Source organism: Aerococcus mictus (assembly GCF_003286595.3).
GTDB lineage: Bacteria > Bacillota > Bacilli > Lactobacillales > Aerococcaceae > Aerococcus > Aerococcus mictus.
Map to the genome: position 1 here is coordinate 222548 of NZ_CP132985.1, position 14631 is coordinate 237178.

13 protein-coding genes and 1 CRISPR repeat array are annotated in these 14631 nt (G+C 39.1%); of the genes, 12 read left to right on the plus strand and 1 reads right to left on the minus strand.

Features of this window, described 5'->3' with window-relative positions:
• Positions 1 to 70 precede the first annotated feature (70 nt).
• The 12 genes from DBT49_RS01040 to DBT49_RS01095 all read left to right on the plus strand — a co-directional run bounded on the left by DBT49_RS01040 (position 71) and on the right by DBT49_RS01095 (position 14149).
• The gene (locus DBT49_RS01040) at positions 71 to 1378 is read left to right on the plus strand and encodes an SWIM zinc finger family protein (RefSeq protein WP_070559574.1); all 1308 of its coding nucleotides are present in this window, start codon (positions 71 to 73) and stop codon (positions 1376 to 1378) included.
• Between the two features lie 113 nt (positions 1379 to 1491).
• Entirely contained in the window at positions 1492 to 2337 is an 846-nt protein-coding gene (locus DBT49_RS01045) for an exodeoxyribonuclease III (RefSeq protein ID WP_070559573.1), read from the plus strand.
• A gap of 278 nt (positions 2338 to 2615) precedes the next feature.
• The gene (locus tag DBT49_RS01050; RefSeq protein ID WP_070559572.1) at positions 2616 to 5366 is read left to right on the plus strand and encodes a CRISPR-associated helicase/endonuclease Cas3; all 2751 of its coding nucleotides are present in this window, start codon (positions 2616 to 2618) and stop codon (positions 5364 to 5366) included.
• 4 nt (positions 5367 to 5370) lie between these two features.
• Positions 5371 to 7101: a type I-E CRISPR-associated protein Cse1/CasA gene (locus DBT49_RS01055; RefSeq protein WP_070559571.1), complete on the plus strand. Its 1731-nt coding sequence runs from the start codon at positions 5371 to 5373 to the stop codon at positions 7099 to 7101.
• On the plus strand, positions 7094 to 7705 hold the full coding sequence (gene casB, locus DBT49_RS01060) for a type I-E CRISPR-associated protein Cse2/CasB (protein WP_070559570.1): 612 nt from the start codon (positions 7094 to 7096) through the stop codon (positions 7703 to 7705). Before DBT49_RS01055 ends, casB begins: the two co-directional genes overlap by 8 nt.
• On the plus strand, positions 7695 to 8819 hold the full coding sequence (gene cas7e / locus DBT49_RS01065) for a type I-E CRISPR-associated protein Cas7/Cse4/CasC (RefSeq protein ID WP_101560488.1): 1125 nt from the start codon (positions 7695 to 7697) through the stop codon (positions 8817 to 8819). The genes casB and cas7e overlap by 11 nt, the downstream gene beginning before the upstream one ends.
• Positions 8819 to 9529 (plus strand): type I-E CRISPR-associated protein Cas5/CasD, encoded by a 711-nt coding sequence (gene cas5e, locus DBT49_RS01070; protein ID WP_070559568.1) that lies wholly within the window; start codon positions 8819 to 8821, stop codon positions 9527 to 9529. The genes cas7e and cas5e overlap by 1 nt, the downstream gene beginning before the upstream one ends.
• A 2-nt stretch (positions 9530 to 9531) precedes the next feature.
• Complete coding sequence (gene cas6e, locus DBT49_RS01075; RefSeq protein ID WP_070559567.1) at positions 9532 to 10167, plus strand: type I-E CRISPR-associated protein Cas6/Cse3/CasE; 636 nt, start codon at positions 9532 to 9534, stop codon at positions 10165 to 10167.
• Positions 10168 to 10171: 4 nt separating this feature from the next.
• Positions 10172 to 11122 carry a type I-E CRISPR-associated endonuclease Cas1e gene (gene cas1e, locus DBT49_RS01080; RefSeq protein ID WP_070559566.1) on the plus strand — a complete coding sequence of 317 codons (951 nt, stop codon included), beginning with the start codon at positions 10172 to 10174 and terminating at the stop codon, positions 11120 to 11122.
• Positions 11123 to 12043 (plus strand): type I-E CRISPR-associated endoribonuclease Cas2e, encoded by a 921-nt coding sequence (cas2e, locus tag DBT49_RS01085; RefSeq protein WP_070559565.1) that lies wholly within the window; start codon positions 11123 to 11125, stop codon positions 12041 to 12043.
• A 14-nt stretch (positions 12044 to 12057) separates the two neighbouring features.
• A CRISPR array of direct repeats spans positions 12058 to 13062; the repeat unit is 29 nt; unit sequence CTTTTTCCCGCACATGCGGGGGTGATCCT.
• A 171-nt stretch (positions 13063 to 13233) separates the two neighbouring features.
• Complete coding sequence (locus DBT49_RS01090; protein ID WP_070559564.1) at positions 13234 to 13677, plus strand: type II toxin-antitoxin system HicB family antitoxin; 444 nt, start codon at positions 13234 to 13236, stop codon at positions 13675 to 13677.
• 94 nt (positions 13678 to 13771) lie between these two features.
• Complete coding sequence (locus DBT49_RS01095) at positions 13772 to 14149, plus strand: type II toxin-antitoxin system HicB family antitoxin (RefSeq protein WP_070559563.1); 378 nt, start codon at positions 13772 to 13774, stop codon at positions 14147 to 14149.
• Between the two features lie 109 nt (positions 14150 to 14258).
• On the opposite strand, the gene DBT49_RS01100 is transcribed toward DBT49_RS01095, so the two are convergent.
• Positions 14259 to 14498, minus strand: coding sequence for a DUF896 domain-containing protein (locus DBT49_RS01100; RefSeq protein ID WP_064293396.1), 240 nt, complete (start codon positions 14496 to 14498; stop codon positions 14259 to 14261).
• Between the last annotated feature and the right edge of the window lie 133 nt (positions 14499 to 14631).

Here is a 14631-nt window from a genome sequence, read left to right on the forward strand (position 1 = left end):
CTTTACTTACTAGTCGCATTCATTTTAGTATAATGATGATAAGAAGATGAAGGAAAGGAGGGCAATCGTCATGCGCATACTCGGTCAAGAATTTCCTAAAAAAATCTATGAACGCGGCTATCGCTATTATGCTGATGATCGGGTAGAAGATAGCTATGTCAAGAATCAGACCTACCATTTCTGGGTTAGGGGTAGCGAAAAGTATCAGGTGCAATTAAACCTGGACCCAAAAGAAGAAGTCTCCAAGATGACCTGTGACTGCCCCTATGCGGATAGTGGAAAAGCCTGTAAACACATGGCGGCAGCCGCTTTGTATTATCAATTCGGGCCCTATAGTGAATATGCCATGAGCCATCACTTTCCTGAATTAGACCGCTTGCTTTCCCAATTGCCGCGGTTAAGTTTGCTTCATTATTTTAAGCAAGTCCTTCTTGACCATCCTCAACTTGTTCATGATGTTTATGATAGCCTCCTAGAAAGAGAAGATGAAGTCGCCGATGACGAGATAAATGTTATTCTTGATTTGTTTGATGAAATCGACGACATTTACTATAAACATAGCCAGTCTGGAAAAATTCCTATTTTTAAGGGTTTTGCTTTAATTGAGGACTTGACCAAGTATTTAAACAACAACCTGAATGACATTCTCCACCATGGTCAGACCCTTATTGCTCTGATGTTATTAAATCATGTCATTGAAATGGTCGACCAGGTCGAATTTGAAGAGGAATTTGGCCAAGCCGCGATTGTGATCAACCTCTGCGACCAGGCTTATGGGTCAATCGTGGATTACCTCAGCCAGGAAGAACGCGAAGAGGGGCTAGCCATGCTGCTGGCTCTATTAAACAACCATCATAGCTTCTGGATTGACCTCCTCCTCCCCCAAGTAATTGGCCGTCATTTTGATCGTTTCCATGAGCGCCAAGGCTTACTGAGAACGTGTTTGTATCGTATGGAGACCTTGCAAGAAAAGTTTCCCGACCAGGATTTAGAATGGTATTTTGAGGCCCTGTTTAAACTCTACCAAGACTTAGAGCCTAGTGAGAAAGTGGTCGACTTTGCTAGCCAACACCTAGATTATCTGGCCAGTGTCGATTATTTGCGCCGTTTTGCCCTTAACGATAGTGAGGATAGTGGACAAGTTCCTGATAAAACGGAGAAATATCCTGTACAAATTTTAACCGGTTACTTGAAACAAGCGGTGCTAGAAATTGAGTCTTCCAATAGTCGAGCCCAATACCAAAAAATTGCAACTTTTCTTAAGAATATGGATACCATCAGCGGGGGCCGATTTGTACGCCACTGCTTTATTAACCAATTGAAAGAAGACTATCCTCACCGTCAAGCCTTATTAGAAGAATTTAGTCGGTCCTGGTGACGAGCTTTTAAATGATGAGTTTAATGAGGATCCCACTACAGCGATCCTTAAGAATAGGGCTTGGGAAGGCTTTATGATAAACTGATAGAAAAACTAAAGGAGCCGAAAAATTAATGAAATTTATCTCATGGAATATTGATTCTTTAAATGCTGCCTTAACCAGTGATTCCAACCGGGCTCAATTGTCACGGGAAGTCTTACGGACAATTGACCAATACGATCCTGATATTATCGCCATTCAAGAAACCAAGCTATCCGCCAAAGGGCCTAGCAAAAAGCACCAAGAGGCCTTGGCCGAATGGTTCCCTGACTATAATAACGCCTGGGTCAGTTCAGTCGAACCAGCCCGCAAATCCTATGCTGGAAACATGGTTCTCTATAAAAACGATCTTGAACCGACTATTTCCTATCCTAAGATCGGGGCGCCAGAACCCATGGATAGCGAAGGCCGGATTATTACCCTTGATTTTGGGAGCTTTTACTTTACCCAAGTTTATACGCCTAATGCCGGGAATGGCTTGAAACGTTTAGAAGAACGTCAAGTTTGGGATGAAAAATATGCCCAATACCTCAGTCAACTGGACCAAGAGAAGCCTCTTATTGCGACGGGAGACTTTAATGTGGCCCATAAGGAAATTGACCTGGCTCACCCAGAAAACAACCATAAGTCAGCCGGCTTTACGGATGAAGAACGGTCCGGTTTTACCAAGCTCTTGGATTGTGGTTTTACTGATACCTTCCGTCATATTCATGGGGATGTAGAAGGCGTCTATAGCTGGTGGGCACAACGGGTCAAGACCAGCAAAATCAATAACTCCGGCTGGAGAATTGACTATTTCTTGGTCAGTGACCGTATCGCTGATGCCGTTAAAAAGTCGGAAATGATTGATTCCGGCACCCGCCAAGACCATACCCCAATTTATCTAGAGCTTTCTGATGAAATCAAAGCAGGGGATTAGCTTGTGGCTTTTTAGTAAGCTAACAGCATAGTTAGCTATGTCCTAGATTATATATTCCCGCACTTGCGGGGGTGATCCTATTGTCATTTTGATAAGATGGAGCGCATATATTATTTCCCGCATTTGCGGGGGAAACTTCTTGATTTTTTATCAAGAAGTTTTTTGTATAAATTAAAATTATATGGAAAACGGTTGTAATTAATCTTTTGATCATTTATTATAAAAATAACAATGTTTTAAAAATAAAAAGTGAGAAAGGGGGTGATCGTATCGATCAGATGATTTCTGCTTTATGGGGCAAAAAAAGCGAAAAATTTGGACAGTTCTATTGGCTTCCTTTAATACAACATTTAAAGGATACTTATGGCGTTGCTGGAGCACTTTGGGAACATTGGATGAGCCCAGGACAAAAAGAATTTATCCAAATAGCTTCCCATACTGATAGTGACGGTGCTAAAAAACTCTATCAATACCTTGCTGCAATCCATGATGGGGGCAAGGCTAGTCCCGCTTTTCAGGCTATGCCTAACTTTTCCCATCATTCAGAAGATCTTGAAAAGACACTGTTAGAAAAGTTAGAGAGAGCTGGTTTTGTTGGTATAAGTAAGGTACAGTTATCCGATCGTCAAAAAAGCCACCATAGCTTAGCAGGGCAAGCGCTTCTGATAGATGATCAAATCAATAAGGATATCGCTTCTATTGTTGGAGCCCATCACGGCAAGCCGTTGGATTCTAATCGAGACTACAAACATCAGTTAAAATCCTATGGTAATAATTATTTTCAAAGTGACAATCCAGATGAGCCTATTTACCAAACTTGGCAAACAACACAAGAAGCTATTTTTAACTGGGCTTTAAATTTATCAGGTTATACCCAGGTGGAGGAACTTCCTGAGATTAGTCAAGCAGGGCAAGTTTTGTTAGCAGGAGCCTTAATTATGGCTGACTGGATTGCTAGTAATGAACATTATTTTCCTTTAATTCCAATTGATCAAGCATCCATTTTAGACTCGCAAAGTCGACTTGAAAATGGATTTACACAGTGGAAGAAGACTGATCTCTGGCAACCTCATGGAGCTATTGATATTAACAATTTTTATTATGATCGTTTTAAGTTTCTACCGCGAGATATGCAGCGAGTATTTTCAGAAACCATTGAAGCGACTGATCAACCAGGAATCTTCATTTTAGAAGCACCTATGGGGTTAGGCAAGACAGAAGCTGCCCTTGCAGGGGCAGAGCAATTAGCCTTTAAAACTGGGCGTTCTGGTGTGTACTTTGGCTTGCCTACTCAAGCGACTTCAAATGGTATTTTCCCTCGTATAAAAGACTGGTTAGAAAGAATCGAAGAACTAAATGGCGACAAAGCGTCCCTGCGCTTAGCTCACGGAAAGGCAGCCCTTAATGATGATTTTGCCAAATTAGCTCATCAAGTTGACCCTGATGGCGAAGAAGAGAGTACGATTATTGCCAATGAATGGTTTGCTGGTAGAAAAACAACTGCTTTAGATGATTTTGTCGTCGGAACTGTCGATCAGTTTCTTTTATTGGCACTTAAACAAAAACATTTAATGCTTCGTCACTTGGGGTTTAGTAAGAAAGTCGTTATTATCGACGAAGTTCACTCGTACGACGCTTACATGAGTACTTATTTATATCGAGCTCTTGAATGGATGGGGGCTTACCAGGTACCTGTTATTATTTTATCAGCTACTTTACCAGCGGATAGACGACTAAAAATGATACAGTCCTACTTAAAAGGAAGAAATAAACAAGTAAAGAAAATTGATTTATCTGACCAATTAGAAACGATTGATTATCCTTTAATCACTTATACTGATGGAGATGCTATCCATCAAGAGACGCATTTTGATAAAAATAAGATTGAGCATAAGACTGTAAAGATTCATAAATTACCTGTTATGGAACAAATGGACGCTCTTATAGAATTAGTGGAAGGTTTGTTACAATCAGGAGGAGTCATTGGTATTATCGTGAATACTGTCAAACGGGCTCAAGCTCTAGCAAACGCTCTTTCTGAAAGAATAGGGGAAGAGTTCGTTGAATTGCTCCATTCTAATTTTATTGCGACTGACCGCGCTGATAAAGAAAATCAGCTTCTTCAGCAAATTGGTAAAGACAAAAAACGGCCAGAAAGAAAAGTAATTATTGGTACTCAAGTGATCGAGCAATCTTTAGATATCGATTTTGATGTATTAATTAGTGATTTAGCCCCTATGGATTTACTAATTCAAAGGGTTGGCCGCATGCACCGTCATGATATTGACCGGCCTAGTAAACATCATGAGCCCATTTTCTATGTTTTAGGAATAAGTGAATCTTTAGATTTTGAAAAAGGATCAGAAGCGGTGTATGGTGGCTACCTTTTAGCTAGGACGCAATATTTCTTGCCGAATAAATTATATATACCAAGCGATATTTCCTCATTGGTGCAAGCTGTTTATAGTAATCAAACCATAGATTTAAATCATGACATACAAGTAAAATATGATGAAATGGTTTTAAAACATGAGCGCTATCTTAAAAGTAAAAAAGCCAAGGCAAAAGGTTATTTACTAGCGTCACCTGATCATAGTGGAAGAAAATCTTTAGTTGGGTGGTTAAAAAGTCCTTCTACTGAAGAGGGAGAAGAAAAAGCTTATGCACAAGTCCGCGATAGCCAAGAGACTATTGAGGTGATTGCACTTAAGAAAGTTGGAAGTGGTTATGGTACTTTTGCTGAACAGGTGGATCTTTCTGAAAGAATCGATGATCCGCTTGTAGCCAAAGAAATTGCTAAAGAAACACTGCGTTTACCGTATCAATTAAGTGTTTTATATAACAATATAATTGATCAAAGTATTAATTTCCTAGAAAGCTATAATCTTAAGTATTTACCAGACTGGCAAGAACAAAGTTGGCTAAAAGGCAGCCTAGGTATTATATTTGATGAAAATAATGAATTTGTAATTAACGATTATAAATTAATTTATGATCGTAAATATGGTTTGATTTGTGAAAGGATGTGACATAGTGGCTAAATTTAATTTAATTGACGAGCCTTGGATAGCAGTCATTAATAAAGAAAGCGGAGATAATTTACTTCTTTCTTTACGCGATGTCTTCGAAAAAGCACCAACGTTAAGCCAGTTAGCTGGAGATAGCAAAACTCAGGATTTTGCGGTTTTACGCTTATTACTTGCTATTTTACAAACAGTATATTCACGAATGGATGCTAGTGGACAAGCCTATGACCAAGTTGATTTAACGGAACGCTATCAACAAATAAAAGATGTTGATGAGTTCGATGAAGATGATTATGTTCAGAGTTTAGAAGAAACTTGGCAGTTAATCTGGGAAGAGGGAGAATTCTCTGAAGCGGTTAATGATTATTTAGAGGCATGGTACGATCGATTTTATCTTTTTGATGATCAATATCCATTTTTTCAGGTGACTCAAGCTGATATTGCAGAAGATAAGATTAGTAAGTCTAAAGCAAGTAGCATACAAGCTAAAAATATTAACCGCACTATATCAGAGAGTGGAAATAAAATAGCTTTATTCTCTCCTAGCTATGGAGAAAATAAGGAACTGTTGTGGGCTGATCAAGTAGCTCGTTGGTTGTTAACTTTTCAGGGCTATTCAGGTTTGTCAGATAAAGTTATATTTGGAAAAGAAAAATATAAAGCTTCTAAGGGCTGGTTATTTGACATTGGAGGACTTTATTTAGGGGGGAGAAATTTATTTGAAACTTTGTGGTTGAACACTGTCCTAGTACATCCACGTGAAGAGTATCGCTTAAATAGACAAAAACCTTGTTGGGAATTTACTGGGTCAGAAATCATTGATCATTATTTTTCAGGTGATAATTGTGATAATCTGGCTGAGCTCTATTGCGCTTGGAGTCGAGCGATTTATATTGATCCGGAAAGCGATTTAAATAAACCTTTCTCTTTTGAAGTGGTTAAGCTACCGGAAATTAATCACGTAGATAATTTCTTAGAACCTATGACAGTCTGGCGTAAAAATGCTAGTGGTGAAAATAAAGGAAGGTATACTCCCAGGAAGCATGTTGCCGGACAATCGTTATGGCGGTCTTTTGGTTTAGTCCTTCCATCGAATTCTAAAAAGGAAGAGAATGAGGGGGAAAGTCATCGTCCAGAAATAATAACTTGGCTTGATTATCTAGATGATATTACCGATTCTTTGTTGGATGATTATCCTCTAACTATACATGCTATAAGTATGCAAGATGATGGGAATGCTACTTCCTGGGTGCCTACCGATGAAATTTACGATGAACTAAAGATTGATGACCAAGTAGCTGCTGATGTCAGTTCGGCAGGTTGGATTCCGCGGATCAATGATACTGTAACAGAAACTAAAGAAGCTATTGAACGCACTTTTCGCTATTTTTTGATGGAAATAAAAGATATACGAAACTTAGGAAGTAATGATTTTGTTGACCAAAAAATTGAGGAGTTGTATTTCTTAATCGATTTACCCTTTAGAGACTGGTTAATTGAGATAAAACCAGAAGATGCTAAAGATCAGAAGATCATTCAGTGGCGTCAAGTTTTGCGAAAGATTGTAATGAATAAAATTAATCACATGGTTCAAGAGGCTGGCCCACGGGATTATAAAGGAAAGGTTTATGAAGCTAAAGACGGCCAGACTTATTTAAAAAACATCGCTACGGCCTATAATACTGTAACCTATTTTATTAATAAAAAATTAAGTGTAAGGGAGGATAGACATGACTGAGACAAACAAAAAGCAAGTATCTGTTTACCAGGTAACAGCTAGAATGATTAATGATTTGGCCCGAAATGATGGGACAACTATAAGTAAAGCTCACCTAGCTAGATTACGCCAGTCAATTGGTAAACCTTTAAGTCAGACGGTTGATATTTGGCCATTACTATTTCAATATCTACCAGAAGAATTTCTAAGCAAGAGTGGGAAAACAACTTTAGAGCAAAAAGCGATATTAACGACATTGCAACTTTATGCTTTATACCAGCAAGGAAGTCAAAATGCAGAGGTTAAACTTAACAAACAAGAAAACACACCCAATATTGGTGCTTCACTCGCTTACTTGCGAAGAGAAAAGGATCAACGAGTTGCTAGCGATCGCCGTTTTAACACTTTAATTACGGCAACAGATTTTACAGAATTAATCTATTATTTACGCCAAATGGTTAAATTATTAAAAGGAAAATCGCAGGGGCAAGTTCTTATTAACTATCCACGTTTGGCTGAAGATCTATATTGGTATTTGAGAGGATACGAAGAAAACGTGCGTATTCGTTGGGCACAGAGTTACTATATGAACAGAGAAGAAGGAGTAAATAGTGATGAAGAATAATGAGAGAATTTTTGTTGATATCCATGCCATTCAAACCGTTCCGCCTTCTAATATCAACAGGGACGATACGGGATCCCCAAAGACAGCCCAATACGGTGGGGTTAGACGGGCACGCGTTAGCTCTCAGTCTTGGAAACGGGCGATGAGAGAATATTTTTATGAAAAGAGTGTCCAAAGTAATGTAGGGGTACGGACGTTACAAATTGTTCGTTATTTAGCAGATAAAATTCAAATTTTGGATGATACTCTGGATGATGAATCAGCAATGAAATTAGCTGATGAAACGATCAATAAGGCTGGAATTAAAACTGCAGCGCCTAAAGGATCTAAAGATAAGAATCATAAACAAGCTAAAGCGCTATTCTTCTTGGGAGATACTCAGGCAAACGAATTGGCTCAAGCGGCTGTTGATGGAGTGACTGATAAAAAGGCGCTTCAAAATATCTTGCGAGATAATCCAGCAATTGATATTGCTCTTTTTGGGCGCATGGTAGCCGATGATCCGTCTCTTAATGAGGATGCTTCTTCCCAAGTAGCTCATGCTATTTCTACTCATGCGGTTCGGCCAGAATTTGATTTCTATACTGCTGTCGATGATTTAGCACCAGAAGATAATGCTGGAGCCGGAATGCTAGGTACAGTTGAATATAACTCGTCAACACTCTATCGCTATGCTAATGTAGCTGTTCATGAGTTGAGCCGACAACTCAATAATCCTCAAGCTACCTTGAATACTTTAAAACTATTTATCGAATCTTTTACTAAATCGATGCCGACTGGGAAAATCAATACTTTTGCGAATCAAACCTTACCTCAGGCACTCTTAGTAACGGTTCGAGATGATCGCCCAGTGAACCTTGTTTCAGCATTTGAAAAACCGGTTAAAACACAGGATGGTTATGTTGAAAAATCTGTTGAAAACTTATTCAGCGAATATCATAAAGTTCAAAAAATAATGGATCAACCGTTAAAAACCTTCTATCTTGTTTTAAATGATCAGAACATTGATTGTGATGAAGGAAAGCAAGAAGATAGTCTCTCCCAATTATTGAATGATTTTGATGAATTTGTTGGACCACTTATTGAGAAAGTACAGGATCAAGGTGATGCATAGTGAGAACCTTAGTTTTGAAGTTTGCTGGTCCCCTCCAAGCTTGGGGTACGAACTCTCATTTTGAAACTAGACATACTGATCTCTATCCATCGAAAAGTGCCGTCATTGGATTAATTAGTGCTTGTTTAGGCTATCAACGTGACGATGATAAACATATCCAAGCTTTAAATGCCTTAAATTTTGCTGTTCGAATTGATCAACAAGGTAATTTACTTCGCGATTACCATACGGCAAAGAAGTACAAGAATAGTGGAAAATTAGAGCGAACTTATGTGACGAATAGATATTATTTAGAAGATGCTATTTTTTTAGTGGCAATTGGTTCAGAAGATGAAGAATTGATGAAAAAAATTGAGGCAGGGCTAAAATCTCCCTATTATCAACCCTTTATGGGACGTCGTGCCCTACCTTTGAACGTTGATTTTATTTTTCAATCGACAGACAAGGACGTGTTGACGATTCTAAAGGAAATTACTTGGCAAGCGGCTTCTTGGTATAAAAAGAACCATAGTAAACGACTATCTATCTATGCTGACGCGTATTTACAAGCTGATAGTCCAACACATCAGCGTAGAGATAGAGTTAATTCCTTTTCGCAAAAAGAACGTAAATTTTCCTATCGAAGTGAATGTCGTATCGACACCATAGTTAAAGATTCTAGTGGGGTTGGGGATCATGATGCCTTTTCTGTTTTGAAGGAGGTTGATTAATTGTGTATATGTCTCGCGTCGCTATTGATACTAAAAATCCAATGAAAATGAGATCTTTAAATCATCTTGGAGCTTATCATAACTGGGTGGAAAGTAGTTTTCCTGAGGAATTTGATGCTAATATCCGTACACGAAAATTGTGGCGGATTGATAAAGTAGATGGTCAAGAATATTTACTAATAGTGAGTCCTAGTAAACCGAATCGAGAAGCATTGGAGAAATATGGTATTACTGGCAGTGCCCAAGTGGCTGATTATTCTTCTTTTCTAAATAACTTGGAAGAGGGGATGGAAGCGCAATTTCGAGTACGGTTAAACCCTGTAGTTTCTGAGTCCCAACCAGGAAAAAAGAGAGGTCGTGTTGTCCCTCTATATGGAGATGAGAAACAATTGAACTTTCTGCTAGATAGAGACAAAAAGAATGGTTTTCAAATTAATCCAGTGACACTATGTATTGTAGAAAAAGGTTTTGAACCAGTAAAAAAGCGAAATGAAGCTACTATAAAGCTTAGTTCTGCCACCTATGAAGGTGTATTAAAAATTACAGATCTTAATCAATTTAAGCAAACTTTGAAGGAAGGTTTTGGTCGGAAGAAGGCTTATGGTTTTGGTTTAATGACAATTATTCCTATGAGGTGAGTGAATGACTAAACAGAGTGGCGCCAAGAAAGCTAATCTTACGGAATTACCTCGTATTGGTGATAGGGTTTCTTTTATTTATATTGAACATGCAAAAATTAATCGCATAGATAGTGCAATTACAGTAGTGGATAACAGAGGGACAGTACGGATCCCAGCGGCTATGATAGGAGTTCTCTTATTAGGTCCAGGAACGGACATTAGTCATAGGGCGGTAGAACTGATCGGCGATACGGGGACCAGCTTGGTATGGGTAGGAGAATATGGTGTGCGTTATTATGCACATGGAAGATCCTTGGCTCATTCTACCCGCTTTTTAGAAAAGCAGGCAAAATTGGTTTCGAATCGCCGCTCTCGCTTAACGGTTGCTCGTAAGATGTACCAAATGCGCTTTCCTAACGAAGATGTTTCTTCGCTTACTATGCAGCAATTGCGAGGAAGAGAAGGTGCACGTGTTCGAAAAATTTATCGACAAGAAGCAAAAAAATGGCAAGTCGAATGGACTAGACGGGATTATGATCCAGATCATTATGAAGAGGGGACCCCAGTAAATCAAGCTTTGTCTGCTGCAAATGTTGCCCTTTATGGCGTGGTTCACAGCGTTATAACTGCTTTAGGCCTATCTCCTGGACTAGGATTTGTTCATACAGGTCACGATAAGTCTTTTGTGTATGATATTGCAGATTTATATAAGTCGGAAATCACTATTCCTATTGCTTTTCAAATTGCAGCAGAGTTTAATGGGGATGATGAAATAGGGAGAATTGCTCGATTAAGTGTCCGAGATGCTATGGTAGATGGAAAACTTATGAAGCGCATTGTTAAGGATGTTCAATACTTATTAGATGTTAATCCAGATGAAGAGATAGATATAGATGTTATTAATCTTTGGGATGATAAGCAAGGACTAGTTAAATACGGAATCAATTACCAAGAGTATGATGGAGCGGATTAGATGCCATTAACAGTAATTACTATGAAGAACTGCCCACCGTCTTTGCGTGGGGACCTTAGTAAATGGATGCAAGAAATTGCCACTGGTGTTTATGTTGGTAATTTTAATAGCCGTGTTCGTGAAGCCCTCTGGGAACGCGTGAGTCAAAATGTGGGGGTAGGAGAAGCTACTATGTCCTATGCTTACCGCAATGAAATAGGATACCAATTTGAAACAATTAATGCTAAACGCCAAGTAGTGGATTATGAAGGAATTCCTCTAGTCTTGCTTCCTAATACTTTGGTAGATAATAAAACGAATAAGAAACATGGCTTTAGTAAGGCTGCTAAGCAACGGCAGGCTAGGAAGTATTCGGCTTCTTCAAAAAATAGACGAAATGAAAAAGAACAGTCGTCATACATAATTGTTGATATTGAAACATCTGGGCTAGATCCAATGAAAGATTCGATTATCGAAGTTGGAGCACTTGCTATAAAAAATGGAGAAATTGTTAAAGAATTTGAATGTCTTATAAATTATGAGGGGATTTTATCTAATGAAATCATTTCGTTAACAGGCATTGATGATCAACTATTGAAAAAAGAAGGCCAGGACTTAGAAAAGGTTCTGCAAGATTTTAAAACCTTTATTGGTGAGGAAGATCTTGTTGGCTATAATATCTCCTTTGATATAAAATTTATTAATTATTATTTAAAGAAGCTAAATCTGCCAAAATTAAATAATAAAAGTGTTGATTTAATGAATTTCGTAAAAAAAGAAAAATTGTTTTTACCTAATTATAAATTAGAATCAGCCTTGTCAGCTTATGATATTGACGAAGAAGTTCCTCATAGAGCTTTAGGTGATGTGCATTTGATCTATCGGTTATCGTTGAAAGTAAATAAATTTATAAAATTTATGAATCGAAAAACGCATAATTAAAGGGATCCTTTAGTCTTTTTCCCGCACATGCGGGGGTGATCCTATATTTGTTCACAACCAGCGTCCTGAAAAGGGCTTTTTCCCGCACATGCGGGGGTGATCCTAAGCCCCTCTGAGAGCTTGTCAAAGCCTTTCTCTTTTTCCCGCACATGCGGGGGTGATCCAGCGACTTTGAAAACAATTAAAGAACGATCTGACTTTTTCCCGCACATGCGGGGGTGATCCTAAGGCCTTGTGGACAAGAGAAGAATCAGTTAGCTTTTTCCCGCACATGCGGGGGTGATCCTAAAGACCACTAGGGCAATTCCTACCCTTTGCCCTTTTTCCCGCACATGCGGGGGTGATCCTCAATCTCTTGCATGATCGTATAGGTAGTCCAACTTTTTCCCGCACATGCGGGGGTGATCCCAAAAGCGGCAATAAATTTCTCCCAATCATCTACTTTTTCCCGCACATGCGGGGGTGATCCTGACAGGATCGCTGCCAAAGCTTCACAAAATACCTTTTTCCCGCACATGCGGGGGTGATCCTGACAGGATCGCTGCCAAAGCTTCACAAAATACCTTTTTCCCGCACATGCGGGGGTGATCCTTCATCAAAAACTCTCTCTGACTTTTAAATTTTCTTTTTCCCGCACATGCGGGGGTGATCCTTTTGTTAACCTCAACAAAATTGGGCTTAGGCACTTTTTCCCGCACATGCGGGGGTGATCCTACTGACTCTATGCACGACTGGCTTGAAAGAAACTTTTTCCCGCACATGCGGGGGTGATCCTGAAAAAGGACTCCGGCGTTAATAACATTTTTACTTTTTCCCGCACATGCGGGGGTGATCCCTACCCTCACTAAGGATAGCCCACAAGCCTACACTTTTTCCCGCACATGCGGGGGTGATCCTTTTTAGCGATCCAGTTAGCCCCTCCAATGATCCTTTTTCCCGCACATGCGGGGGTGATCCTAAAAGGAAAAATCACCTTGTTATAACTAATAACTTTTTCCCGCACATGCGGGGGTGATCCTGGGCCGGCAGTACAGGATCACTATTGATTTCTCTTTTTCCCGCACATGCGGGTGAAAATTAATGTGATTGAGTTACTGTGCAATTTATTATTTGAATCATCGATACAAATGCTATCGTCCTTTTTGATGTATAATCAGCTTGAAACTTACAGTGTAAGAAAGGAGCAAACTATGAAGAGATCTTATCCGGCCCTTTTCTATTTTGATAAAGAATTTGACGGCTATTACATAGCATTTCCTGATCTGGACAACGGCGCTACTCAAGGAGAAAATATTTCTGATGCTTTATATATGGCCTCTGAATATTTAGGCCTTGTTTTAGCGGATGCGCTCGAAAGTAACGAAGAGATCCCTCAGCCGTCCAATATTAATGATTTATCTTTGATTGAAAATTATCCCTATAAAGAGGATAGTAATTGGACGGACGACTATGATATGGAAAGATCATTTATATCGATGGTGATGACGGATGTTTCTGAGTATTTAAATCTTGATGATTTAGTTGATATCAGCCTAAGTATCCCTCGATGGGCTGAAAGTTTAGCAGAGGGGGATGGATTTGATTTATCGAAGTTACTTACTGAAGCGATAAGTGATAAACATTCCAATATATAATTTCTAAAGCATTTTGTTTAGGTGCTTAATCTATTTGGATTAGGTGCCTTTATTTAAAGTAGAGTGGTTATTCGTTTAGAAAGGGTTGAAAGGCGTGTTAGTTTATCCAGCTGTCTTTAAAAGAGAAGATCAATATATTATTGTCAAATTTCCTGATATTCCTGCGGCAATGACGCAAGGCGAGGATTTGTCACAGGCCTATGAAAAGGCTGTTGAAGTCTTAGGAGCTGCACTTGAGGATTATGATGATTATCCTGAACCAAGCCCTATCGAAAAGATAAGTGAAGCGTTTCCGGATAATGTTATTGCCCTTATTGGTGTTGACTTAATCGCTTATCGGCGTAAATATCATTCTAAAACAGTGCGCAAGACTGTTACCATACCTGAATGGCTGAATGATTTAGCAATCGCCAAGCAAATTAATTTCTCTCAAACTTTAACTGAGGCGCTCAAAGAAAAATTAGGCGTCTAATGCCTAGATACAAAAACAGCTGCCAATAGTGGTCACCAGTATGCATCATACCGGACCACTATTGGCAGCTGTTTATCTATTATTCATTTAGCGGTTTTAAGAAAAAGGATTATTTTGTTTGTCCTTTTCCGTGGTGTTCCGCTTGGGCTTGTTTGAGTTTTTCTGGGGTGATATCGGTGCCTTCAGGGTCGATGACTTTGGTATTCATCATGATGTTTTTGAAGTTACCGCGGAAGATCTTCAAGTATTCTTGACGAAGTTGAGCTTGTTCTTCCTTTTCTTCGGCAGTTAAGCCGTCTTCTTTTTGTTTTTTAGCTAATTCATTGATGCGTTTGAGTAATTCGTCCATATTAAGACCTCCTTTAATCTTGGTCAGTTGACCTTAAGCTTTTTGTAGCTAGTACAATATACCAAGTATCTGATTAGCCTGCAACTTTCTTGCTTTTAAGGGTCAAGCTAGCACCTAGCCCCATTCCTATAAT